Annotated in this window: 27 protein-coding genes and 1 riboswitch; of the genes, 15 read left to right on the top strand and 12 right to left on the bottom strand. The window is 72.7% G+C overall.

Going from position 1 to position 22,440, the window contains the following annotated elements:
* Positions 1-197: 197 nt before the first annotated feature.
* Positions 198-857: a C39 family peptidase gene (locus SM450_RS20820; protein ID WP_474621417.1), complete on the top strand. Its 660-nt coding sequence runs from the start codon at positions 198-200 to the stop codon at positions 855-857.
* 56 nt (positions 858-913) lie between these two features.
* Here SM450_RS20820 and dusB read toward each other — a convergent pair whose 3' ends face one another.
* Positions 914-2,062, bottom strand: coding sequence for a tRNA dihydrouridine synthase DusB (dusB, locus tag SM450_RS20815; RefSeq protein ID WP_474621416.1), 1,149 nt, complete (start codon positions 2,060-2,062; stop codon positions 914-916).
* 176 nt (positions 2,063-2,238) lie between these two features.
* Here dusB and SM450_RS20810 point away from each other — a divergent pair, with 176 nt between their 5' ends.
* Positions 2,239-3,201, top strand: a complete 963-nt coding sequence (locus SM450_RS20810) for a type IV toxin-antitoxin system AbiEi family antitoxin domain-containing protein (RefSeq protein ID WP_474621415.1) — start codon at positions 2,239-2,241, stop codon at positions 3,199-3,201.
* 53 nt (positions 3,202-3,254) lie between these two features.
* Here the strand turns inward: SM450_RS20810 and SM450_RS20805 are convergent, their stop codons facing one another.
* From SM450_RS20805 to SM450_RS20795, 3 genes are all read right to left on the bottom strand, one after another.
* On the bottom strand, positions 3,255-4,634 hold the full coding sequence (locus SM450_RS20805) for a glycine--tRNA ligase (protein ID WP_474621414.1): 1,380 nt from the start codon (positions 4,632-4,634) through the stop codon (positions 3,255-3,257).
* Positions 4,635-4,737: 103 nt separating this feature from the next.
* Positions 4,738-5,211, bottom strand: a complete 474-nt coding sequence (locus tag SM450_RS20800; RefSeq protein WP_474621557.1) for an Rv0361 family membrane protein — start codon at positions 5,209-5,211, stop codon at positions 4,738-4,740.
* A 97-nt stretch (positions 5,212-5,308) separates the two neighbouring features.
* Positions 5,309-5,650, bottom strand: a complete 342-nt coding sequence (locus SM450_RS20795) for an antibiotic biosynthesis monooxygenase family protein (RefSeq protein ID WP_474621413.1) — start codon at positions 5,648-5,650, stop codon at positions 5,309-5,311.
* A 27-nt stretch (positions 5,651-5,677) separates the two neighbouring features.
* On the opposite strand from SM450_RS20795, the gene SM450_RS20790 reads away from it, so the two are divergent.
* The 8 genes from SM450_RS20790 to SM450_RS20755 all read left to right on the top strand — a co-directional run bounded on the left by SM450_RS20790 (position 5,678) and on the right by SM450_RS20755 (position 10,177).
* Positions 5,678-5,941, top strand: a complete 264-nt coding sequence (locus SM450_RS20790) for a DUF6703 family protein (RefSeq protein ID WP_474621412.1) — start codon at positions 5,678-5,680, stop codon at positions 5,939-5,941.
* 78 nt (positions 5,942-6,019) lie between these two features.
* A complete protein-coding gene (locus tag SM450_RS20785; RefSeq protein WP_474621411.1) occupies positions 6,020-6,976 on the top strand; it encodes a metal ABC transporter substrate-binding protein in 957 nt (318 codons plus the stop codon).
* Positions 6,973-7,737 carry a metal ABC transporter ATP-binding protein gene (locus SM450_RS20780; protein ID WP_474621410.1) on the top strand — a complete coding sequence of 255 codons (765 nt, stop codon included), beginning with the start codon at positions 6,973-6,975 and terminating at the stop codon, positions 7,735-7,737. The genes SM450_RS20785 and SM450_RS20780 overlap by 4 nt, the downstream gene beginning before the upstream one ends.
* A gap of 1 nt (position 7,738) precedes the next feature.
* Positions 7,739-8,617 (top strand): metal ABC transporter permease, encoded by an 879-nt coding sequence (locus tag SM450_RS20775; RefSeq protein WP_474621409.1) that lies wholly within the window; start codon positions 7,739-7,741, stop codon positions 8,615-8,617.
* Positions 8,618-8,651: 34 nt separating this feature from the next.
* Complete coding sequence (locus SM450_RS20770) at positions 8,652-8,954, top strand: ArsR/SmtB family transcription factor (protein WP_474621408.1); 303 nt, start codon at positions 8,652-8,654, stop codon at positions 8,952-8,954.
* Positions 8,951-9,346 (top strand): Fur family transcriptional regulator, encoded by a 396-nt coding sequence (locus SM450_RS20765; protein ID WP_474621407.1) that lies wholly within the window; start codon positions 8,951-8,953, stop codon positions 9,344-9,346. Before SM450_RS20770 ends, SM450_RS20765 begins: the two co-directional genes overlap by 4 nt.
* 45 nt (positions 9,347-9,391) lie before the next feature.
* Positions 9,392-9,997, top strand: a complete 606-nt coding sequence (locus SM450_RS20760; protein ID WP_474621406.1) for a hypothetical protein — start codon at positions 9,392-9,394, stop codon at positions 9,995-9,997.
* A 9-nt stretch (positions 9,998-10,006) separates the two neighbouring features.
* A complete protein-coding gene (locus tag SM450_RS20755; RefSeq protein ID WP_474621405.1) occupies positions 10,007-10,177 on the top strand; it encodes a hypothetical protein in 171 nt (56 codons plus the stop codon).
* A gap of 57 nt (positions 10,178-10,234) precedes the next feature.
* On the opposite strand, the gene SM450_RS20750 is transcribed toward SM450_RS20755, so the two are convergent.
* The 4 genes from SM450_RS20750 to SM450_RS20735 form a co-directional block, all read right to left on the bottom strand.
* Positions 10,235-12,184 (bottom strand): acyl-CoA dehydrogenase family protein, encoded by a 1,950-nt coding sequence (locus tag SM450_RS20750; protein ID WP_474621404.1) that lies wholly within the window; start codon positions 12,182-12,184, stop codon positions 10,235-10,237.
* A gap of 100 nt (positions 12,185-12,284) precedes the next feature.
* A complete protein-coding gene (locus tag SM450_RS20745) occupies positions 12,285-12,788 on the bottom strand; it encodes a DUF6328 family protein (RefSeq protein WP_474621403.1) in 504 nt (167 codons plus the stop codon).
* A 91-nt stretch (positions 12,789-12,879) separates the two neighbouring features.
* Complete coding sequence (locus tag SM450_RS20740; protein ID WP_474621402.1) at positions 12,880-13,629, bottom strand: sugar isomerase domain-containing protein; 750 nt, start codon at positions 13,627-13,629, stop codon at positions 12,880-12,882.
* The gene (locus SM450_RS20735; protein WP_474621401.1) at positions 13,626-14,462 is read right to left on the bottom strand and encodes an alpha/beta fold hydrolase; all 837 of its coding nucleotides are present in this window, start codon (positions 14,460-14,462) and stop codon (positions 13,626-13,628) included. The genes SM450_RS20740 and SM450_RS20735 overlap by 4 nt, the downstream gene beginning before the upstream one ends.
* A 77-nt stretch (positions 14,463-14,539) precedes the next feature.
* Positions 14,540-14,646, top strand: a riboswitch (TPP riboswitch).
* Positions 14,647-14,722: 76 nt separating this feature from the next.
* Here SM450_RS20735 and SM450_RS20730 point away from each other — a divergent pair.
* From SM450_RS20730 to SM450_RS20720, 3 genes are all read left to right on the top strand, one after another.
* Positions 14,723-15,313, top strand: coding sequence for an ECF transporter S component (locus SM450_RS20730; protein WP_474621400.1), 591 nt, complete (start codon positions 14,723-14,725; stop codon positions 15,311-15,313).
* Positions 15,314-15,407: 94 nt separating this feature from the next.
* Positions 15,408-16,883, top strand: coding sequence for an ABC transporter ATP-binding protein (locus SM450_RS20725; protein ID WP_474621399.1), 1,476 nt, complete (start codon positions 15,408-15,410; stop codon positions 16,881-16,883).
* Complete coding sequence (locus SM450_RS20720; protein ID WP_474621398.1) at positions 16,880-17,680, top strand: energy-coupling factor transporter transmembrane component T family protein; 801 nt, start codon at positions 16,880-16,882, stop codon at positions 17,678-17,680. The genes SM450_RS20725 and SM450_RS20720 overlap by 4 nt, the downstream gene beginning before the upstream one ends.
* Positions 17,681-17,934: 254 nt before the next feature.
* On the opposite strand, the gene SM450_RS20715 is transcribed toward SM450_RS20720, so the two are convergent.
* Entirely contained in the window at positions 17,935-18,267 is a 333-nt protein-coding gene (locus SM450_RS20715; protein WP_474621397.1) for a hypothetical protein, read from the bottom strand.
* 249 nt (positions 18,268-18,516) lie between these two features.
* Between SM450_RS20715 and SM450_RS20710 the strand changes: the two genes are divergently transcribed.
* Entirely contained in the window at positions 18,517-18,813 is a 297-nt protein-coding gene (locus SM450_RS20710; protein WP_282284046.1) for an MTH1187 family thiamine-binding protein, read from the top strand.
* Positions 18,814-18,940: 127 nt separating this feature from the next.
* Positions 18,941-20,383, top strand: coding sequence for an NADP-dependent phosphogluconate dehydrogenase (gene gndA, locus SM450_RS20705; protein WP_474621396.1), 1,443 nt, complete (start codon positions 18,941-18,943; stop codon positions 20,381-20,383).
* Between the two features lie 102 nt (positions 20,384-20,485).
* Here the strand turns inward: gndA and SM450_RS20700 are convergent, their stop codons facing one another.
* The 3 genes from SM450_RS20700 to recO all read right to left on the bottom strand — a co-directional run bounded on the left by SM450_RS20700 (position 20,486) and on the right by recO (position 22,423).
* A complete protein-coding gene (locus tag SM450_RS20700; RefSeq protein ID WP_474621395.1) occupies positions 20,486-20,671 on the bottom strand; it encodes a hypothetical protein in 186 nt (61 codons plus the stop codon).
* Positions 20,672-20,738: 67 nt separating this feature from the next.
* Positions 20,739-21,551, bottom strand: a complete 813-nt coding sequence (locus SM450_RS20695; protein ID WP_474621394.1) for an isoprenyl transferase — start codon at positions 21,549-21,551, stop codon at positions 20,739-20,741.
* Entirely contained in the window at positions 21,548-22,423 is an 876-nt protein-coding gene (recO, locus tag SM450_RS20690) for a DNA repair protein RecO (RefSeq protein ID WP_474621393.1), read from the bottom strand. The genes SM450_RS20695 and recO overlap by 4 nt, the downstream gene beginning before the upstream one ends.
* Positions 22,424-22,440 lie beyond the last annotated feature (17 nt).

Raw genomic sequence — 22,440 nt, 5'->3', positions numbered from 1 at the left:
GTGGAATCGCTGTCGGGGTCGGGGCGTTGTACATGGCTGACCGCGCCGCACCCGCCCGCCGCCCGCCCGCGCCCCGGCCGGAGCCGGTGGGGAATGACCCCGGGCCGCCGGTCGTTACACCCCCGAGCCGCCGAGCCGGTCCGTTCCCCCACGCGGCACCCCCTGCCGCGTACCCCCGACCAGGGAGGCAACCGATCATGGCTACCACTCTGCTGCGTAAGACCGTTCTGACCGCTGCCGGTATCGCCGCCACCGCCGGAGGCATCGCCGGACCCGCCATCGCCGCCCACGCCGCCCCGGCCCAGAAGGCCGCCGTCGTCGTCGCCGACCGCAAGGGCGGCCACGGCGAGCGCGAGCTGGACGTGCGCTACGAGGCGCAGCCCAACTTCTACTTCTGCGGTCCCGCCGCCGCCCGCAACGCCCTGTCCGTGCAGGGCAAGAACATCGACGTGGACGCCATGGCCCGCGAGATGGGCACCACCGAGAGCGGCACCAACAGCATCAACGACATCACCCCGGTGCTGAACAAGGAGACCGGCGCCAAGGACGCCTACCGCTCGGTGGAGATCCGCAGCTCGAAGGCGGACGAGAAGCAGACCGAGACGCTGCGCGCCGACGTGGTCAAGACCGTGGACAACGGTCGAGCGGTCGTGGCCAACATCGTCGGCACCGCCACCGACACCGACGGCAACACGCACTCCTTCGAGGGCGGCCACTACATCAGCGTCATCGGCTACCGCGACAACGGCAAGGTCGTGACCATCGCCGACAGCGCCAACCCGAACATGGCCTCCTACCGGATGAGCGTCGACAACCTCGCCGACTGGATCGCCACCCGCGGCTACTCGACCTCCTGACACAGGCGAACGGGCCCGACCCCGCAACGGGGGTCGGGCCCTTTCGCGTACCGGGATCAGCCGCCGGAGTCGTCGAGCTCGGCGCCCTCCGGCGGGGTGTCGTCGTCGCGGCTGGCCAGCCAGCCGTCGGGCAGGAAGACCTTGCCCGGGGAGTTGGTGCGGCCCCGCGGCTGGCCGAGCGTCTCGACCGGGAAGGGCACGGCCGGGTCGAGCTTGCCGAGCAGGTCGTCGAGCTGCGCCAGGCTTTCGATCATGGCGAGCGAGCGGCGCAGCTCGCCGCCGATCGGGAAGCCCTTCAGATACCAGGCCACGTGCTTGCGGAAGTCGGTGCAGCCGTCCCGCTCGCCCCGGGCCGGGGTGCGTGCCCCGGCCACGAACTGCTCCACCAGCAACTCGGCGTGCCGGCGCATGGTCACCGCCACCTCGCCGAGGGTGGGCAGCCGCCGGTCGGTACGGCCGTCGAAGGCCGCCTCCAGGTCGGCGAAGAGCCACGGCCGGCCCAGGCAGCCGCGCCCCACCACCACGCCGTCCACGCCGGTGTGCGCGACCATCCGCAGCGCGTCCTCGCCCTCCCAGATGTCGCCGTTGCCGAGCACCGGAACGTCGAGCGCCGCCTTGAGCGTGGCGATGGCGTCCCAGTCGGCGGTGCCCGAGTAGCGCTGCGCGGCCGTACGCCCGTGCAGGGCGACCGCCGCGACGCCCGCGTCCTGGGCGGCGAGCCCGGCCTCGACGTACGTCAGGTGGTCGTCGTCGATGCCCTTGCGCATCTTGACCGTGACCGGCACCCCGGCGGGGGACGCGGCGTCCACCGCGGCCCGGACCAGCCGGGCGAACAGCCGGCGTCGCCACGGCAGGGCCGAACCGCCGCCCCGGCGGGTCACCTTCGGGACCGGGCAGCCGAAGTTCAGGTCGATGTGATCGGCGAGGTCCCGCTCGACCACGATCCGCACGGCGGCGGCGGTGATCTCCGGGTCGGTGCCGTAGAGCTGGAGGCTGCGGGGCTTCTCCTCGGCGCCGAAGGCGATCATGCGGAGCGTCTTCGGGTTCCGCTCGACCAGGGCCCGGGTGGTGATCATCTCGCAGACGTAGATGCCGCCGCCCTGCTCGCGGCAGAGTCGCCGGAAGCCGACGTTTGTGATGCCGGCCATCGGCGCGAGCACCACCGGCGGCCACACCGCATACGGCCCGATCCTCAACTCACTCACCGCCCAAGTGTAAGGAGGGGCCCCCGCTTAACGCTTTCTGCATAGGCGGGGGCCCCGCTTAACACGGCGCATATCACAGCGCCAGGTGAGCTGCGGGCTTTCCACAAGCGGGCGGTTGTCCACAGGACGTGGGCGGCGGGCAGCACGAACGCCCGCCCGTCGCCCACGCTTGCCGCATGGTCGATCACCCACCCCGGCTGGCGGATGTCGCGCACCACCAGCAGGATCTGGTCACGCGCGTCCAACTGCTGCAAGCCGGCTACGACGACATGTTCATCTACCGGCAGACCCGCCGGGGCCGCTGGCAGCGCGTGCTGCCGGCAACGTACGCCCTGGTCACCGGCGTGCTGACCGACGAGCAGCGGCGGATCTCCGCGGCCCTGTACGCCGGCCGGGGCGCCCAGCTGACCGGGCTGTCCGCGCTCTCCTGGTACGGCTTCCGATACAGTCCGCGGACCACCGACGTACATCTGCTCGTCCCACATGAGACGAGCCGCAAGTCGACAGGTCACGTGCTGGTGTCCCGGGCCCTGTCCCTCGATCCGAAGGCGCGGATGACCGCCCACTACCCGGTCTGCTCGCCCGCGCGGGCCGTCGTCGACGCCGCCCGTGACCTGCGCGACCTGCGGACGGTACGGGCGATCGTGGCCGAGGCCGTCCAACGGAGCTTCACCGACCTGGCCGCCCTGGACGAGGAGATCATCCGGGCCCGGCGCAGCCGTACGGCGCTGATCCGGAAGGCGTTCCACGAGGTGACCGCCGGCGCCCGCTCCGCGCCGGAGGCCGAGTTGCGGGACTGTCTCGCCGGGAGCCGGCTGCTCCCGGAGATCCTCTGGAACCCACGACTGACGACAGGTGACGGGTGCACCCTCCCGACACCCGACGGCTACCTTGCCGAGTCGGCGCTGGCGCTGGAGGTCGACTCGCGGGAGTACCACCTGAGCCCGGACGGTTGGGCGCGCACGCTCGACCGCCACAACGAGCTGAGCCGGCTCGGGGTGATGATCCTGCACTTCACCCCGGCGCAGATCCGACGCGAGCCACGGCGGGTACGCCAGATGGTGGAGCAGTCGCACGCTTCCCGCCGGGGCCTCGCCGCAACCGTCGCGGTGCGGGCCACCCCGCCGGCGGGGTGTTAAGCGGGGGCCCTTCCTCTACCAAATGCGTTAAGAAGGGCCCCCGCCTTACACCCTCAGCAGCCGGGGAGGCGCTCGATCAGGTAGCGCTCCACCTGGTCGAGGGCGACGCGCTCCTGAGCCATCGTGTCCCGGTTTCGGACGGTCACCGCGTCGTCGTCGAGCGTGTCGAAGTCGACCGTGACGCAGAACGGGGTGCCGATCTCGTCCTGCCGGCGGTAGCGGCGGCCGATCGCCTGCGAGTCGTCGAACTCGACCACCCACCGCTTGCGCAGGTCGGCGGCGAGCTGCTTGGCCTTGGGCGAGAGTGCCTCGTTGCGGGACAGCGGCAGCACCGCCACCTTGACCGGCGCCAGCCGCGGGTCGAACCGCATGACGGTGCGCTTGTCCACGCCGCCCTTGGTGTTCGGCGCCTCGTCCTCGTCGTACGCCTCAAGCAGGAACGCCAGCACCGCGCGGGTCAGGCCGGCGGCCGGCTCGATCACGTACGGCATCCAGCGCTCGCCCTTGCCCTGGTCGAAGTACGACAGGTCGACGCCGGAGTGCTTGCTGTGCGTGGACAGGTCGAAGTCGGTGCGGTTGGCGATGCCCTCCAGCTCGGCGAACTCGGTGCCGCCGAACTGGAACTTGTACTCGATGTCGACGGTGCGCTTCGAGTAGTGGGAGAGCTTCTCCTTGGGGTGCTCGTAGAAGCGGAGGTTCTCCTCGGACAGGCCCAGGTCGAGATACCAGTTCCAGCGCTCGGAGAGCCAGTATTCGTGCCACTGCTCGTCGGTGCCCGGCTCGACGAAGAACTCCATCTCCATCTGCTCGAACTCGCGGGTCCGGAAGATGAAGTTGCCCGGGGTGATCTCATTGCGGAACGACTTGCCGGTCTGCGCGATGCCGAACGGCGGCTTCTTGCGGGCGACCGTCTCCACGTTCTTGTAGTTGACGAAGATGCCCTGGGCGGTCTCCGGGCGCAGGTAGTGCAGGCCCTCGTCGCTCTCCACCGGGCCCAGGTAGGTCTTCATCAGGCCGTTGAACATCTTCGGCTCGGTGAAGGTGCCCTTGTTGCCGCAGTTGGGGCAGTTCAGCTCGGTGAGCGAGGTCAGCGGCTTGCCGTGCTTGGCCTCGTACGCCTCTTCCAGGTGGTCGGCGCGGAACCGCTTGTGGCAGGACTGGCACTCGGTCAGCGGGTCGACGAACTCGGCGATGTGGCCGCTCGCTTCCCAGACCTTACGGGCCAGGATGACCGCGGAGTCGAGGCCGACGACGTCGTCGCGCTGCTGGACCATGGTCTTCCACCACTGCCGGCGGACGTTCTCCTTCAGCTCCACGCCGAGCGGGCCGTAGTCCCACGCCGACCGGGTGCCCCCGTAGATCTCGCTGGAGGGGAAGACGAAGCCTCGGCGCTTGGCGAGGCTGACGACGGCGTCAATTCGGTCGGCTGGCATGTTTCCTCCTACGCCGGCTGGCGGTCGGCGCGGTCGAGTTGGATGGAATGGGACCACGGTACGACCGCCTCGGCCCCGAGCCCAGCAGAATACCGGGGTCCGGTCAGCTGACCCCGCAGACCTCCATGCCGCCGGTCTGCCGGTCGGGCGCCAGCGTGACGGTCTGCGCCTCCCGCCGGCCGCCGGCGAGCGTGACGTCCACCGGCACGGTGAGCGTGGTGGTGTCGACCTTGCCGACCCGGTAGCCGGAGATCTGCGGCTCGGTGGCGACCCGCTGCGCGAACTCGGGCCGGGACTCGCGCCGCCGGGCGTCGTCGCAGAGCTGGGCGTACGCCTTGGCCCACTCCCGGGCGACGAGCGCCTGGTAGTAGTCGTCGGTGACCGCCCGGCCCTGCTCCCCGACCGCCTGCACGTTGCTCACGGCGAGGCCGATCACCGCGGCGCCGCCCCCGCCGCAGCAGAGCAGCACGGCAAGCGCGCCGACGCCGAGGGCGAGCCAGAGCCGGGCCCGCCGCCCCTCGGTCGGTGGGGCGGCGAACGGCGGGGCGACGCCGGGACCGGGCGGCGGCGCGGGCACGCCCGGGTCCGCCGGCGGCGCGCCGGGCGGCACGGGTGGCGGGGGTGGCGCGGCCGGTCCGGGAGCGGTCATACGCGCCAGGGTAGTGCCCCGGGAGTCAGCGGTAAGGACCTGCGGCACGATCGCTTGCGGCGACGACGATCTCACCCTGCGGGGCGGCGCTGGCGAGCGTCTCGTACGCCGACGGCTCGTCCACCGATCGGGCGAGCAGCGGCACGGCGGTGACCTTGACGTCGAATCCGCCGAGCCCGCGCCGGTACGCCCCGACGGACTCCCACTCGGTGATCAGGCACCAGTGGGCCGGGTCGTCGAGTGCCCGCAGCAGTTCGCCGCGCAGGTAGCCGGGTCGGGCGGCGAGCGCGGCAAGCGCGGCGTGCGCCTCCCGGGTGAACTCGTCCACCGTTTCGGCTTCCACCACGAACCGGTTGGTGACAAGCACGGCGTTCCTCCTCGTAGAGTCTGTGGCATGCAGCGTACGCAGAGTCCCGTGCTGTCCCGGTTGGCCCGGCTCAACCCGACGACGGTGTTCCTCGCCGCGCTGGTGCTGGTGCTTGTGGGCCTCTTCGCGCCCGGCCCGGCCGGCGGCGTCCTGCTGTTGGTGCTGGCCGCCGGGCTGGTCTGGTTGATGTCGGTCACCTGGCCGGTGCAGGCGCCGGCGACCCGGATGTTGCGGCTGCTGATGCTCACCCTGCTGATCGCGGTGGCGCTGGCCAAGCTGCTTGTCGCCTGAGCAGCACCGGTTGACCTGCGCAGACATGCAATCATGCGTTTTTGACAATAATTTTCGTTATCGCGGACAGTTGGTCCCATGACCGTTCGTGCCACGCCCCGCGCCCTGGCCGCCGCCACCGCCGCCCTGTTCACGCTCGGTGGCCTGGCCGCCTGCTCGGACGGCGGGGGTGGGGGAAGCGACCCGGACCGGGTCGACGTGGTGGCCGCGTTCTACCCGCTCCAGTTCCTCGCGGAGCGGATCGGCGGCGACCGGGTGGTCGTCGGCAACCTGACCAGGCCCGGCGCGGAGCCGCACGACCTGGAGTTGAACCCCCGCCAGGTCGGCCAGGTGGTCGACGCCGAGCTGATCGTCTACCTGACCGGCTTCCAGCCGGCCGTGGACGAGGCGGTCGAGCAGAACGGCGGCGACCGCGCCTTCGACGTGGCGGGCGTGGCGCCGCTGCGGGACGCCGCCGCCGGGGGCCACGAGCACGAGGGCGAGGGCGGGCACCGGGAGGAGGCCGGGCACGAGGAGGGCGGCGGCAAGGACCCGCACCTCTGGCTCGACCCGACCCGGCTGGCCACCGTCGGCGACAAGCTCGCCGAGCGCCTCGGCGCGGTCGACCCGGACCACGCCGCCGACTACACCGCACGCGCCGGCGCGCTGCGGGGCGAGCTGACGACACTCGACACCGAGTACGCCGAGGGCCTGCGCACCTGCAAGCGCCGGGAGGTCGTGACCAGCCACACCGCCTTCGGCTACCTGGCCGACCGCTACCGGTTGGAGCAGATCGGCCTCACCGGCCTCACCCCCGAGTCCGAGCCGTCCCCGCAGCGGCTCGCCGAGGTGGCGAAGGAGGCGCGGGAGCACCAGGCCGGCACGATCTTCTTCGAGACGCTCGTCAGCCCGAAGGTCGCCGAGACGATCGCCCGTGAGGTCGGCGCGAGGACCGCCGTCCTGGACCCGATCGAGGGACCACCCGCCGAGGGCGACTACCTCTCCGCGATGCGCGCCAACCTCCAGACCCTGCGAACCGCCCTGGACTGCTCATGACCGCACACGTGCTCGAGGTCACGCACGCCACCGTCGGCTACGACGGCCGGCCGGTGCTGCGCGACGTCTCCCTGACGCTGGCCGCCGGTGAGGTGGTCGCCGTGCTCGGCGCCAACGGCTCCGGCAAGTCGACGCTCGTCCGCGCCGCGCTCGGCCTGGTGCCGCTGGGCGCCGGGTCGGTCACCCTGTTCGGCACCCCACAGCGCCGCTTCCGGCAGTGGCACCGCATCGGGTACGTCCCGCAGCGGCTCGGCGCGGGCGGCGGCGTACCCGCCACGGTGGCCGAGGTGGTGGCGTCCGGGCGGCTGGCCCGCCGGGGGGTGCTCCGGCCGGCTCGGCGGGCGGACCGGGAGGCGGTGGCGGAGGCGCTGCGCGCGGTCGGGCTCGCCGACCGGGCCGGTGATCCGGTGGCCACCCTCTCCGGCGGTCAGCAGCAGCGCGTCCTGATCGCCCGGGCGCTTGCCGGTGGGCCGGAGCTGCTGGTGCTCGACGAGCCGACCGCCGGGGTGGACGCGGCCAGCCAGGAGGCGTTCGCCGGGGCCCTGCGGACGTTCCGCGACGGCGGTGGCACGGTGCTGCTTGTCGCCCACGAGTTGGGGCCGCTGCGCCCGCTGATCAGCCGGGCGGTGGTGGTGCACCGGGGCGGGATCGCCCACGACGGCGCGGTGCCCGAGCCGGCCGGCCACCACGCCGACCCGGACCACGAACACGTCCACCCGCACTGCGACGAGGAGCCCGCCGGGCTCTGGACGGGCATCTGAGATGGACCTCTTCCAGTACGACTTCATGCTCCGCGCGCTCGTCGGCGCGCTCGTCATCGGGCTGGCCGCCCCGGCGCTCGGCATCTACCTGGTGCAGCGCCGGCTGGCGCTGATCGGCGACGGGATCGGGCACGTGGCGCTCACCGGCGTCGGCGCCGGGCTGCTGCTCAACCGCTCCCCCGTACTGGTGGCGGTGCTCGCCGCGACGCTCGGCGCGGTCGTCATCGAGCTGGTCCGCGCGTACGGGCGCACCTCCGGCGACCTCGCGCTGGCGCTGCTGTTCTACGGCGGGATCGCCGGCGGCGTGATGCTTGTCGGGCTCTCCGACGCCAGCAGCGGGTCGCTCAACGCGTACCTCTTCGGGTCCCTGACCACGACGTCGCCGGGCGACCTGGTCACCATCGGCGTGCTCGGCGCGGTGCTGCTGGTGACCATGCTGGTGCTGCGTCCGGCGCTGTTCGCGGTCTGCCACGACGAGGAGTACGCGCGGGTGTCCGGCCTACCGGTGCGGGCGTTGAACCTGCTCATCGCGGTGGGCACCGCGGTCACGGTGACCATCGCCATGCGGGCGGTCGGGGTGCTGCTGATCAGCGCGCTGATGGTGGTGCCGGTGGCCACCGCCCAGCAGGTGACGCGCGGTTTCCGGTCCACCATGACGGCGGCCATGGCGTTGGGCCTGTTCGCCGCCGGGGCCGGGATCTGGGTGGCCGCCACCGCCAACACCGCGCCCGGCGCCTCGGTGGTGCTTGTGGCGATCGGCTCGTTCCTGGTGGTGGCGTTGCTGGCGGCCGGCGGGCGGGTGGTGCGGCGGCGCGGCCGGCCGACGACGGCGCAGGCGGCGGCGGTCGAGCCGGCCGAGCACGAGGTGCTGCTCGGATGAGCCCGGCACAGCCGACACTGGTTATCATTACGGGGTGACCGGCACCAACGGGTACGACGCCTTCGAGGGCGCGGGGGATCTGCTACGCGCCCTCTCCGCTCCGATCCGGCTCGCCATCGTGAGCGAGCTGGCCGAGGGCGAGCGCTGCGTGCACGAGCTGGTCGAGAAGCTCGGCGCGACCCAGCCGCTTGTCTCCCAGCACCTGCGAGTGCTGCGCGGGGCCGGCGTGGTGCGCGGCTCGCGGCGCGGTCGGGAGATCGCGTACGCCCTGGTCGACGAGCACGTCGCGCACATCGTGTCGGACGCGGTGAGCCACGCCGGGGAGGGACCGGCATGACCACCGGCACCCCGCGCACCACCCGGCAGCGCAGCGCGGTGAGCGCCCTGCTGGACGAGGTCGAGGGCTTCCACAGCGCCCAGGACCTGCACGCCATGCTGCGCCGGCGCGGCGACCGGATCGGGCTGACCACTGTCTACCGGACGTTGCAGGCGCTCGCCGACGCGAACGAGATCGACGTGATGCGCCCGCCGGGCGGCGAGCACCTCTACCGGCGGTGCAGCGGCGGCCACCACCACCATCTGGTGTGCCGGGGCTGCGGTCGTACCGTGGAGGTGGCCGGCCCGGCGGTGGAGAAGTGGGCCGACCGGATCTCCGCCGAGCACGGCTTCACCGAGGTCAGCCACACCTTCGAGATCTTCGGCACCTGTCCGGCCTGCGCCGGCCGGTAAAACCGACCGGTGCCGCCGTGGCCGCGCCGTGGCAGGCTGTCCGGCGTGAAGATCTACGCCGACCGCTTTCCGACCGCTCTCCGCCAGCTCCTCACCGATCTGCTCGTGGTCGTCTGGGTGTACGCGGCGATCCGCTTCGCGTTCTGGGTGCACGACCTGGTGGAGAAGCTCGCCGTACCCGGGCAGAAGCTTGAGGGGGCGGGCGCCGGACTCGCCGACAACCTGGCCGACGCCGGCGGCAAGGTGGGGCGGGTGCCGATTGTCGGCGACGAGCTGACCGCGCCCTTCACCCGGGCCGCCGACGCCGCGCGCGCGATGGCCGACGCCGGCCGTGACCAGCAGGAGCTGGTCGGCCAGCTCGCCCTGGCGCTCACCGTCGCGGTGCTGGTGTTCCCCCTCGGGCTGGTGCTCTTCGGCTGGCTGCCGCTGCGGGTGCGGTGGATGCGCCGGGCGGGCGCGGCGAAGGCCATGTCCACCGCGCCGGCCGGTCGGGACCTGCTGGCGTTGCGCGCGCTCGCCGGCCAGCCGCTGTCGAAGCTCAACCGGATCGCGCCGGACGTGGCCGAGGCGTGGCGGCGCGGCGACGACGCGACAGTCGACGCGCTCGCCGCGCTGGAGCTGCGCGGGCTGGGGCTGCGCACCGGCCGGTAGGGTGTGCCGGTGCTGTACTTCCTGATCGTCGTCGCCGTGCTGCTGCTCGTCTACGCGGGCGTGCTGGTGAGCTTCGTCCGCAAGGGCCGCAAGATCCCGCCGGCGGCGTACCTCGTGCTGGCCGCGCTCAACGGCCTGATCCTCGCCGCGGTGATCGCCTGGGCGGTCGCCCGCGCGTGAGCGGGGTTAAAAGGGGCCCCCGCCTATACCTGAAGCGTTAAGCAGGGGCCCCTCCTTTCAGATCCGGCGGCGGACGTCGTCGGCGGTGGACGGGCCGGGCTGCCAGCGGGATACCCAGGGGAGGTCGGTGGGTGGGGTGAGCACGCCGGCCTCGACCGAGGCGTACCGGCCGGCGACGATCCGCCGGGCGGCGGCCACGTCCACCGAGTCGGTGTTCGACCACAGGCCGGTGAACAGCTCGTCGACGCGCAGCCGCGCCTGCCGGCAGAACAGGTCCGCCAGCTCGACGTTCTCCGGGTGCTCGGCCAGCTCGGCGTAGGCCCGCACGCAGACCGCGGACATCGCGAACAGCTCCGCGCCGATGTCCACCACCCGGCCGAGGAACGCCTGCTTGCGCTCCATCTTTCCCTGCCAGCGGGACATCGCGTAGAACGTCGAGCGGGCCAGCTTGCGCGAGGTGCGCTCGACGTGCCGCAGGTGCCCGGCCAGCGGCCCGAACTCCTGGTACGCCCCGGGCGCCTGGCCCCTGCCGACGGCGAGCGTGGGCAGCCACTTTGCGTAGAAGGCGCCGGCCCGCGCGCCGGCCGCCGCCTTGCGGCCCAGCCCGGCGTCCGGGTCGATGATGTCGCCCGCCACCGACAGGTGCGCGTCGACCGCCTCCCGGGCGATCAGCAGGTGCATGATCTCGGTGGAGCCCTCGAAGATCCGGTTGATCCGCAGGTCGCGCAGAAGCTGCTCGACGGCGGCCGGGCGCTCCCCCCGGGCTTCGAGCGACTCGGCCGTCTCGTAGCCGCGCCCGCCCCGGATCTGGATCAGCTCGTCGGCGATCCGCCAGGCCATCTCGCTGGCGTAGAGCTTGACAAGCGCCGCCTCGATCCGGATGTCGTTGCGGTCGTCGTCGGCGAGCAGGCAGGACAGATCAAGCATGGACTCCATGCCGTAGGTGGTGGCGGCGATGAACGCCAGCTTCTTCGCCACCGCCTCGTGCTCGCCGACCGGCCGGCCCCACTGGACCCGGTCGGCGGCCCACTCCCGCGCCACGTTGAGCGCCCACTTGCCGGCGCCCACGCACATCGCCGGCAGCGAGAGCCGACCGGTGTTCAACGTGGTCAACGCGATCTTCAGGCCCTTGCCCTCGCCGCCGATCACGTTCTCCTTCGGCACGAAGACGTCGTGGAACCGGGTGAGGCTGTTCTCCAGGCCGCGCAGCCCGACGAAGGCGTTGCGCCGCTCCACCGTGATGCCCTCGCTGTCGCCCTCCACCACGAAGGCGGTGATCCCGCCGCGCCGCCCTTCCGCGGCCGGCACCCGGGCCATCACCACGAGCAGCGTGGCCACGGTGCCGTTGGTGGCCCACAGCTTCAGACCGTTGAGCCGGTAGCCGGCGCCGTCGGGGGTCGGCTTGGCGGTGGTGGCGAGCCGGGCCGGGTCGGAGCCGACGTCCGGCTCGGTGAGCAGGAACGCGGACACCTCGCCGGCGGCCAGCCGGGGCAGGAAACGCTGCTTCTGCTCGGGCGTGCCGAACATCTTCAGCGGCTGCGGCACGCCGATCGACTGGTGCGCGGAGAGCAGCGCGCCGATCGCCGGGTTCACCGAGCCGGCGAGCATCAGCGCCCGGCAGTAGTGCAGGTTGCTCAGCCCGAGACCGCCGTACCTCCGGTCGATCTTCATGCCGAAGGCGCCGAGCCGGGCCAGCCCGTGGAACACCTCGTCCGGGATGTGCGCGTCGCGCTCGATCGCCGCGCCGTCCACCTCGGCACCCAGGTAGGCCCCGAACGCGCCGAGGAACTCCTCCGCCCGGGCCGCGTCGGCCGGGTCGGACCGGGGCCACGGGTTGATCAGGTCGAGCCGGAACCGGCCGAGGAAGAGTTCCTTGCCGAAGCTGGGCCGGTCCCAGGCCGCCTCGCGGGCCGCCTCGGCGACCTGACGGGCCTCCTTCTCCGAGACCTGGCCGGCCTCGGTGGGCAGCGGCCCCACCCCGTCGGCGTTGTTCTGTGTCGTGGTCACAGCTGCCTCCTGGATGGTCGGTCCGGATGCGACGAAAACGACGCTACCCCCGGGTGTTACCCAGGGGTAGCCTCGCGTGCACGCCCGATTTGGCGGACCGTCAGTCGGCGGTGAGCGTCGCCGGGTCGTCGTCGTCATCGTCGATGTCGTCGTCGCCCCAGTTGCGGCGGCTGAACGGCAGGATCGCCCAGAAGAGCAGGAACCAGATCCCGGTGAGCGCGCTGAGCAGGAACGCGATCGGCCGGTCCAGCACGAAGTCGCTCACCAGCAGGACCGAGCTGACCATGGCGATCAGCATGAAGAACAGGCCACCGGTGGCCATCCGGTGGGCGAAGCGGACCAGCTCCGGCTTGCGACCCTGGCGGAACAGCGCCCGGTGGAACGCGACCGGCGAAATGATCATCGCGGCGGACGCGGCGGCGGTCAGCAGCGCCAGGATGTAGACGTCACGCTGGAACTCGGTGGTCCGGGTGAACCCGTTGCTGAAGGGCAGCGTCAGCAGGAAGGCGAAGAGGATCTGCACACCTGTCTGCGCGACGCGCAGCTCCTGGAGCAGGTCGGCGAAGTTGCGTTGCCAACGCTGCCGCTCGGATTCCTTGGACACTCGTGAACCTCCGGTGAAGACGGCACGACCGGCGGGTGAACGCCCACCGGCAGCAGCGCCTGTGCCCGGTTCAGATGATCACGAAACCGGTTCAGGAACCCCGGCGGATCCGGCCCGCGTACCGGGCCTCCCACTCGGCGTTGTGCTCGTCCCCGCCGGCGATGTTCGCCGACAGGTAGACCGGCGGTCGCTCCCCCGCCGCCAGCAGCCGGGCCACCACCTCGACGGTGATCTGCTGGGCCAGCAACGCGGCGGTGATCGAGGAGACCGCGCCGACCGCGCCGCCGCCTGGTAGCGGCAGCGTGGCGTCGCCGTACGGGGCGCCGTTGTCGAGCACCACGTCGGCGAAGTCGGCGAGCTTACGGCCGGACGGGTGCCGCGAGGTCATCCGGGCCGAGTGCCGTGCCGAGGTGATCGCCACCAGGGGATGCCCGTGCTCCTTCACCACTGACGCGAACTCGACCATCGCCCCGTTCACGCCCGAGTTGGAGGCCAGCACGAACACGTCCGGCGGCCGGATCGGGGCCAGCTCGTAGAGGCGGTGCGCCACCGCCGGCTCGCGTTCCAGCTTCGGGCCGAGCACGTCGGCCGGCTCGCCGCCGACAAGCACCAGGTCACGCAGCGCGATCCGGTTGGTGGGCACCAGCCCGCCGGCCCGGCCGGCGATCTCCATGGCGAGCGCCTCGGAGTGCCCGGTGCCGAACGCGTGCACCACCCCGTCGGCGCGTACCGCCGCGGCGATCAGGTCGGCCGCCGCGGCCACGTTCTCCCGCTGCTCGGCGGCCACCCGACCCATCATCTCCGTCACCGTGGCCAGGTACGCCTGGGCGTTCACCGTCATGCCTGCTCCGTCCCTCGCACCCGGGCGAGGATCGCCTCGGCCAGCGGGCCGGGGGCCTCGTCGGGGATCCAGTGGCTGACGCCGGGGAGCGTCACGAAGCGGTAGTCGCCTGTGACGTGCGCCGCGCACGCCTCGGCGGCGGTCCGGCCGATCGCCACGTCCCGGTCGCTCCACACGTACGTGGTCGGCACCGCCACCGGCCCGACCGCCTTCATGTCCGATCCGCTCATCGCCCGGTACCAGTTGAGCGCGGCGGTGAGCGCGCCCGGCTCGCGCATCGGCTCGGCGTAGCGGGCGACCGCGTCGGAGTCGCCGACCCCGCGCAGCAGCCGGCGCAACGCGGCCCCGCGCAACGCCAGCAGCACCGTCTCCGCCCTGCCCGGCATCCGGAACAACGCCATGTAGGCGGACTTCGCCTTCTGCCGCGGGTCGGTGGCGAGCGCGTGCCCCATCGCGGCCGGGTGCGGCACCGACACCGCGGTCAACGTCCGCACCCGCTCCGGGTGCGCCGCCGCCAGGCCCCAGGCGACGATCGCGCCCCAGTCGTGGCCGACCAGGTGCGCGGTGGTCACCCCGAGCGCGTCAAGCACGGCCGCCGCGTCGGCCACCAACTCCGGAATCCGGTACGCCTCGACGGCGTCCGGCCGTGCGCCGGGCGCGTAGCCGCGCTGGTCGAGCGCGTACGTGCGCAGCCCGGCGGCGTGCAGCGCGGGCGTCACCGCGTCCCACTCGCCGGCGTGCTGCGGGAAGCCGTGCAGCAGCAGGACCGGGTCGCCGCCCTCGGGGCCGCCGGTGCGTACCTCGAATGTCAGATTCCGCGCCTCGACCCGCATGATCGCCACCATACCGACAGTCGCCCTGCTGGGCCGGGGCCCGACATCGGTGCTAGCGTCTGCCATTGAGACAACTTCACATCCGACAGGGGAGCGCACAGCGCTGAGAGTGCGGGCCGGTGCCCGCAGACCCTCGAACCTGATCTGGGTAATGCCAGCGCAGGGAGTTCGGTCGACCTCCAGCCGCGTCGACGTCCGGGCACGTTCCGGGCGCGGCGTGCGTCTTCTCCTGGTTCCGCACCACGAACTGGGAGTCCGTCATGAACCACACCGACAGCAACCGCTGGCGTACCGTCGACATCGTCGTCGCCTCGGTGATCGCCGTCGCCTTCGGCGTCGTCTTCTGGGCCTGGGGCCTGCTCTGGAGCGCCACCGACGCGGCGTTCGCGTTCTTCCCGCCGGCGCAGGCGGTGCTCTACGGCGTGTGGCTGATCCCGGCGGTGCTCGCCGGCCTGATCATCCGCAAGCCGGGCGCCGCGCTCTACTGCGAGACGGTGGCCGCGATCATCTCCGCGCTGCTGGGCAGCCAGTGGGCCGGCATCGTGATCCTCCAGGGCCTGATGCAGGGCATCGGGGCCGAGCTGGCGTTCGCCGCGTTCCGCTACCGCTCGTTCCGGCTGCCGGTGGCGACGCTTGCCGGCGCGCTCACCGGCCTCGGCGCGGCCATCTTCGACTTCGTCTACTGGAACAAGACCTACGAGCTGACCACCTACCGCATCCCCTACGCGCTGATCACGATCGTCAGCGCCACGATCGTCGCCGGCGTCGGCGCCCATTTCCTCACCCGGGCCCTGGCCAACACAGGCGTCCTGGACCGATTCCCCGCCGGCCGCGACCGAGCCCTGGTCTGACGGGTATCCCGCTGTCGATCATGAAGTTGACGGTGATTTCGGCGCGTTGTGGTGCCGTCAACTTCATGATCGACGAGGCAGAGGGGGTGGAGCGGTGAGCGGGGTGGCTCTTCGGGGGTTCGGGTGGCGGCACGGGGGACGGAAGCGCTGGGCGGTGCGGGGGGTGGACCTGCGCGTCGAGAGTGGGGAGCGGGTGCTGCTGCTCGGGGCCTCGGGGGCGGGCAAGAGCACGCTGCTGGCGGCGCTGGCCGGGCTGCTGCCCGAGGACTCCGGCGAGCAGGAGGGCACCGTCGAGATCGACGGGCTGGACCCGCGCAAGGCCCGCGAGCGCGTCGGCGTCGTCTTCCAGGACCCGGAAACCCAGCTCGTGATGGCCCGCTCCGGTGACGACGTCGCGTTCGGGCTGGAGAACCGGGGCGTACCGGCCGAGGAGATCTGGCCCCGGGTGGACGAGGCGCTGCGCCGGGTCGGCTTCCCCTACCACCGGGACCGCCCGACCGCCGCGCTCAGCGGTGGCGAGCAGCAGCGACTGGCCCTCGCCGGCACGCTCGCGCTGCGGCCCGGGCTGCTGCTGCTCGACGAGCCCACCGCCAACCTCGACCCGGCCGGCGCCGCGCTGATCCGCCGCGCCGTCGCCGACGCGCTCGACCCGGACACCACACTGATCCTGGTCGAGCACCGGGTCACCGAGGCGCTCCCGCTCGTCGACCGGGTGGTGGTGCTGGAACCCGGCGGCGGCGTGCGCGCCGACGGTCCACCCGAGGCGGTCTTCGCCACACACGGCGAGGCACTTGCCGCCGCCGGGGTCTGGGTGCCCGGGCACACCGCGCCGCCCCGGCACGCCACCGCGCCACCCGGCGACGTGCTGCTCACCGCCGACCGGCTCGGCCTGCCACCCCGGCTGGCCCCCACCGACCTTCGGGTACGCGCCGGCGAGGCGCTCGCCGTCCTCGGCCCCAACGGCGTCGGCAAGTCCACCCTCGCGCTGCTCCTCGGCGGACTGACGCGCCCCGGCACCGGCACGGTCACCGCCTCCACCGACCTGGCCGGCCGGGACGCGCGTACTCCCCCGCACCGCTGGCGCGCGCCCGCGCTGGCCCGCCGGATCGGCTCGGTCTTCCAGGACCCGGAGCACCAGTTCGTCACCGGCACCGTCCGCGACGAGCTGGCGCTCGGGCCGCGCCGGACCGGCCGGTCCGAGGCCGAGGTCACCGGCACCGTGGACGCGCTGCTGCACCGCCTGCGGCTGGACCGGCTCGCCGGCGCCAACCCGTACACCCTCTCCGGCGGCGAAGCGCGGCGGCTGAGCGTGGCGACCGCCCTGGCCACCGCGCCCCGCCTGCTGATCTGCGACGAGCCCACGTTCGGCCAGGACCGGCGGACGTGGCTGGAGCTGGTCGACGTGCTCGCCGAGCTGCGCGACGCCGGCCACGGCGTGGTCACGGTGACCCACGACGCGGACTTCGTGGCCGCGCTCGCCGACCGGACGCTCACCCTGGACCGCCCGGCCGGATCCAGCGGACCGGGCCGGCCTCCCTCGCCGAACGGCCGACGGTCGGGTGCGCCGTGATCGGCCTGGAACCGGTGGCGACGCCCGGCGCCCCGTTGGCCCGGCGCAACCCGGTCGCGAAGCTGGCCGCCGCGATGGTGTTCACCATGGTGCTGGTGGCGACGCTGGACCCGGTCGCGCCGGCCATCGCCATCGCCGTCGAACTGGCCGTGCTGCCGCTGTTCGGCGTCCGCTACCGGGTGCTCGCCCGCCGGGCGTGGCCGCTGCTGGCCGCCGCCGTCGGCATCCTGGTCACGCTTGTGCTCTTCGCCGCCGACCGGTCCGGCCGGGTGCTCGTCGAGGCCGGTCCGGTGCTGGTCACCGAGGGCGTGCTTGTCACCGCGCTCGGGCTGGTGCTGCGGATGCTCGCGGTGGCGCTGCCCGGCATCATCGTGTTCGCCACCACCGACCCGACGGAACTCGCCGACGCTCTGATCCAGAACGCCAAGGCCCCGGCCCGCTTCGCCATCGGCGCGCTTGCCGCGTTCCGGATGGTGCCGCTCCTCGAACAGGAGTGGCGGATGATCAGCATGGCCCGGCGAGCCCGGGGCGTGGACGCCGGCCGCAACCCGGTGGCCCAGCTACGGCTCTTCGCGTCCACCGCGTTCACACTGCTGGTGGGCGCGATCCGGCGGGGTACCCGGCTGGCGGTGGCGATGGACGCCCGAGGCTTCGACGCGGGCACCCCGCGTACGGTCGCCCGCCGGCAGCACTTCACCCGGGCGGACGCCCTGCTCGTGGTCGCCGCCGCCGCACTGGCAGCCGGCGCCCTCACCACGAGCATCGCCCTGGGCGCCTTCCGCCCCCTGATCGGCTGACCCCCTCCCCCGCCCACCCCAACCAGCCCAGCTCAGCGCGGCCCGGCGCGCCGCACTGCACCGCACCGCACCGCGGTGATCATGAAGTTGACGGCACTCCCTGTCCGTTTTGTCGCCGTCAACTTCATGATCGACCGGATCGATTTCGGATCTTGGAAGGGAAGGGCCCCTGGAGGGGCCGGGAGCTTCCAAGATCTGTGGCGGTCTCTCCGCGCGCCCGTCGAGGGACGCGCGGAGGCCGGGGCCGATGGCGGTCAGCTGCGCCGGAAGGCGTAGAACCGGTTCTGCCCGGCTCGCTGGCTTCGGCCGGCCAGCCGGGCGTCGCGGCCGGCGGGCGGGCCGGCCTTCGGCGGCGCTGGGCGAGCCGACACCAGACCGGCCGACACCGAACCGGCCGACACCGAACCGGCCGACACCGAACCGGACGACGCCGAATCGGGTAACGCCGGCACAGCCGGACCGATGGAACCAGCCGCGGGCAGGTTCACCGGTGTCGACGGGGACACGGCGAGCACGTCGGCAGCAGCCGGGGTCAGCCCCAGCGGCGACGAGGTACGGGACTTTTTCGGGGTGCGCTTCGCGGGCATCCGCGGGCCTCCTGTCTGTCGGGCGCGCCGACCAGGGACGCGCCGAGCGGGTGCCCCGGTGCGATCCGATCACGACAGTCACCGCGAACAACGGCGGTGGGGAGAGGATGCGGACGCCCGGAGCGGGACGGGTCCACGGCACATGTGGCCGGTGGACCGGGCTCGGAGGAAGGGCGTCACTTACGCATGCCGACACGCTAGCCCGAAGCGGTAGGCGGTCGCATCCGAATTACTGGCACCATCGTCGGCATGCTTATCGCGTTCTCCATCACTCCGCTCGGCGTGGGTGAGTCCGTGGGCGACCTGGTCGCCGATGCCGTCCGGGTGGTTCGTGAATCCGGCCTGCCGAACCGGACCGACGCCATGTTCACCACAGTCGAGGGTGAGTGGGACGAGGTGATGGCGGTGGTGAAGCGGGCCGTCGACACCGTCGCGGCGCAGGCGCCCCGGGTCAGCCTCGTGCTCAAGGCCGATCTACGTCCCGGTGTGACCGACGCGCTTACCGCGAAGGTCGCCCACGTCGAGGCGCGCCTGGCCGAGGGGTGAGACGGGCCGCCACCGGTTCCTCACCCACCGTCGAGGTGTGGTCCGCTCCCTGTACGACCGCGATACGGTCGCATGACGGCAACGAGGACGGTCGCGGTACGCGGCGCGGACGAGAGGGGCGGTACGCATGGCAGAACAGGCGACGGCGCAGATCGGGGTCACCGGTCTAGCGGTGATGGGTCGCAACCTGGCCCGGAACCTGGCCCGCAACGGCTTCTCCGTGGCGGTGCACAACCGAACGCCTGCACGCACCCGCAGCCTGGTCGCCGAGCACGGCGACGAGGGCACCTTCGTGCCGTCCGAGTCGCTTGCCGACTTCGTCGGCTCGCTGGAGCGGCCACGTGCGGTGATCGTGATGGTGAAGGCCGGCGCGCCTACCGACGCCGTGATCGACGAGCTGATCCCGCTGCTGGAGGAGGGGGACATCGTCGTCGACTGCGGCAACGCGCACTTCGCCGACACCCGTCGCCGGGAGGAGGCGCTGCGTACGCACGGGCTGCACTTCGTCGGCACCGGCGTCTCCGGTGGCGAGGAGGGCGCGCTGCTCGGTCCGAGCATCATGCCGGGCGGCTCGGCGGAGTCCTACCGCAAGCTCGGGCCGATCTTCGAGAAGATCGCCGCGCAGGTCGAGGGCGTCTCCTGCTGCCGGCACGTCGGGCCGGACGGCGCCGGGCACTTCGTCAAGATGGTGCACAACGGCATCGAGTACGCCGACATGCAGCTCATCGCCGAGGCGTACGACCTCTTGCGGGCCGGTCTGTCCGCGAGCCCGGCGGAGATCGCGGAGATCTTCCGGGAGTGGAACGGCGGCGAGCTGGAGTCGTTCCTCATCGAGATCACCGCCGACGTGCTCGGCCACACCGACGCGGCGACCGGCAAGGCGTTCGTGGACGTGGTGCTCGACCAGGCCGAGCAGAAGGGCACCGGCCGCTGGACCGTGCAGAGCGCGCTGGACCTGGGCATCCCGATCACCGGCATCGCCGAGGCCACCTTCGCCAGGTCGCTGTCCGGCCACGCCGACCAGCGCGAGGCCGCCCGCCGCGTGTTCCCCGACGCCGGCGAGAAGTGGCAGGTGGACGACCGGGACACGTTCGTCGAGGACGTGCGCCGCGCGCTGCTGGCCAGCAAGATCGTCGCGTACGCGCAGGGCTTCGACCACATCCGCGCCGGCAGCCGGGAGTACGACTGGGACATCGACCTGGGTGGCACGGCCACCATCTGGCGGGGCGGCTGCATCATCCGGGCCCGTTTCCTGGACCGGATCCGGGAGGCGTACGACGGTGAGCCGGAGCTGGCGACGCTGCTCGTCGCGCCCTGGTTCGCCGACCGGGTCGGCGCCGGGGTGCCGGGCTGGCGGCGGGTGGTGGCCGACGCGGCCCGGGCGGGCGTGCCGACGCCTGCCTTCTCGTCGTCGCTCGCCTACTTCGACGCGCTGCGCGCCGAGCGGCTGCCGGCCGCACTGATCCAGGGGCTGCGGGACAATTTCGGCGCGCACACCTACCGCCGGGTGGACCGGGACGGCTCGTTCCACACCCTGTGGGCGGGTGACCGCTCCGAACTGGAGGGCTGACGCCCGGGAGCGCTGACAGTGGAACGCCCCGCGGTCCGGCCGGAGAGGCCGGGGCGCGGGGCGTTCGGCTCGACGGCCGGGGTTGCCCGGCCGTCGAGGGGGTCAGAAGAACCGACGCCGCTTGGCCTTCTGCGGCCGGATCAGGTCGGCGCCTCTGGTCAGGAGCCGACTCACTCCGGTCGGGCCACGACGGGCCTCAAGCGTGTGGCTGAGCCGGCGAGCACCGGCCGCTGCCAGCGGCACGGCGACCGCCATGACCGCCCACTGCCCGATCCGCTTCTGAATCATGTGGTTCACCTCCGCGTTTGCTGGTGTCTCTACCGATACCCAGCGTGTCGCGTCGGTAAGCGTGAGCTCAGACTCCCGGGGCCACCGGGTTGGGCAGCGCCCCGCCGAAGCGGCGGTCCCGCTGGGCGTACAGCTCGCAGGCGTACCAGAGGTGACGGCGGTCGAAGTCGGGCCAGAGCGTGTCCAGGTAGACCAGTTCCGCGTACGCGGTCTGCCATAGCAGGAAGTTGGAGATGCGCTGCTCACCGGAGGGGCGCAGGAACAGGTCGACCTCGGGCACCTCGGGGTGGTAGAGGTAACGCGCCACCGTCTTCTCGGTCACCTTGCCCGGGTCGAGTCGGCCGGCGGCGACATCGCGGGCGATCGCGGCGGCGGCGTCGGCGATCTCGGCCTGGCCGCCGTAGTTGACGCAGAACTGCAGCGTCAGCGTCGAGTTGTCGCGGGACATCTCCTCGGCGGTCTGCAACTCGGAGATCACGCTCTTCCAGAGCCGCCCGGCCCGGCCCGACCAGACCACCCGTACGCCCAGGTCGACGAGCTGGTCGCGGCGGCGGCGGATGACGTCGCGGTTGAAGCCCATCAGGAAGCGGACCTCGTCCGGCGAGCGACGCCAGTTCTCGGTGGAGAACGCGTACGCCGACAGGTAGGGGACGCCCAGCTCGATCGCGCCCTCGATGGTGTCGAAGAGGCTGTGCTCGCCCTGCTCGTGCCCCTTGGTGCGGGGCAGGCCGCGCTCCTTGGCCCAGCGGCCGTTGCCGTCCATCACGATGGCGATGTGCCGGGGCAGCGCGGCGGCCGGCAGCGCCGGTGGCCGGGCGCCGGACGGGTGCGGCGTCGGCGGCGTCGGCTCGCGGCGGGTCGCCCTCGTCGAACGGATCACTCGGTCATCTCCCTGTTCACACCGGCGGCGGGTCCGGCGGCGGTGCGCGGCGCGACCGCACCCGGCCCCGCGCCGCCGGGCGACGGGACCGCGCCGGTCGCCGGGGTGCCGTCCCGGTCGACAAGCGGCAGCGAGCGTAGCGCGCGCTCCAGATGCCACTGGAGGTGCGCCGCGACAAGCCCGCTGCACTCCCGCCGTACGCCGGTGTCGGCGGCGTCGGCGTGCGCCCAGTCGCCGCTTGTCAGCGCGGACATCAGCAGGAGCGTGGCAGGCGCGGGATGGGCGGCGCCCGGGGGCCGGCAGTCCGGGCAGACAGCGCCGCCGGCCGGCACCGAGAAGGCGCGGTGCCGGCCCGGCTCGCCGCAGACCGCGCAGGCGGACAGCGCCGGCGCCCAGCCGGCGAACGACATGCCGCGCAGCAGGTAGGCGTCGAGCACCAACGTGGTGGCGTGGTCGCCGCGGGCCAGGGACTTCATCGCGCCGAGGGTGAGCTGGAACAGCCGCAGCGACGGCTCCCGCTCGACCGGGGTCAGCCGCTCGGCGGTCTCGGCGATCGCGCTGGCCGCCGTGTAGCGGGGGTAGTCGCCGAGGAACCGCTTGCCGTACAGCTCGATCGCCTCGACCTGGCTGACGGTGTGCAACGAGCTGCCCAGGTTGCCCTTGGGGTCACCGGCGAGCTGGAGATCGACGTGCCCGAACGGCTCCAGCCGGGCACCGAACCTGCTTGTGGTGCGCCGGACGCCCCGGGCCACCGCGCGCAGCCGGCCGTGCCGGCGGGTGAACAGGGTGATGATCCGGTCGGACTCGCCAAGCTTCTGCACGCGCAGCACCACCGCGTCGTCGCGGTAGAGCTGTCGACGGTAGCCGGCCACCGGCCCATTCTCCTCGG

This window comes from Micromonospora marincola, assembly GCF_056150385.1.
This window is presented reverse-complemented; position numbering and strand designations above follow the sequence as displayed.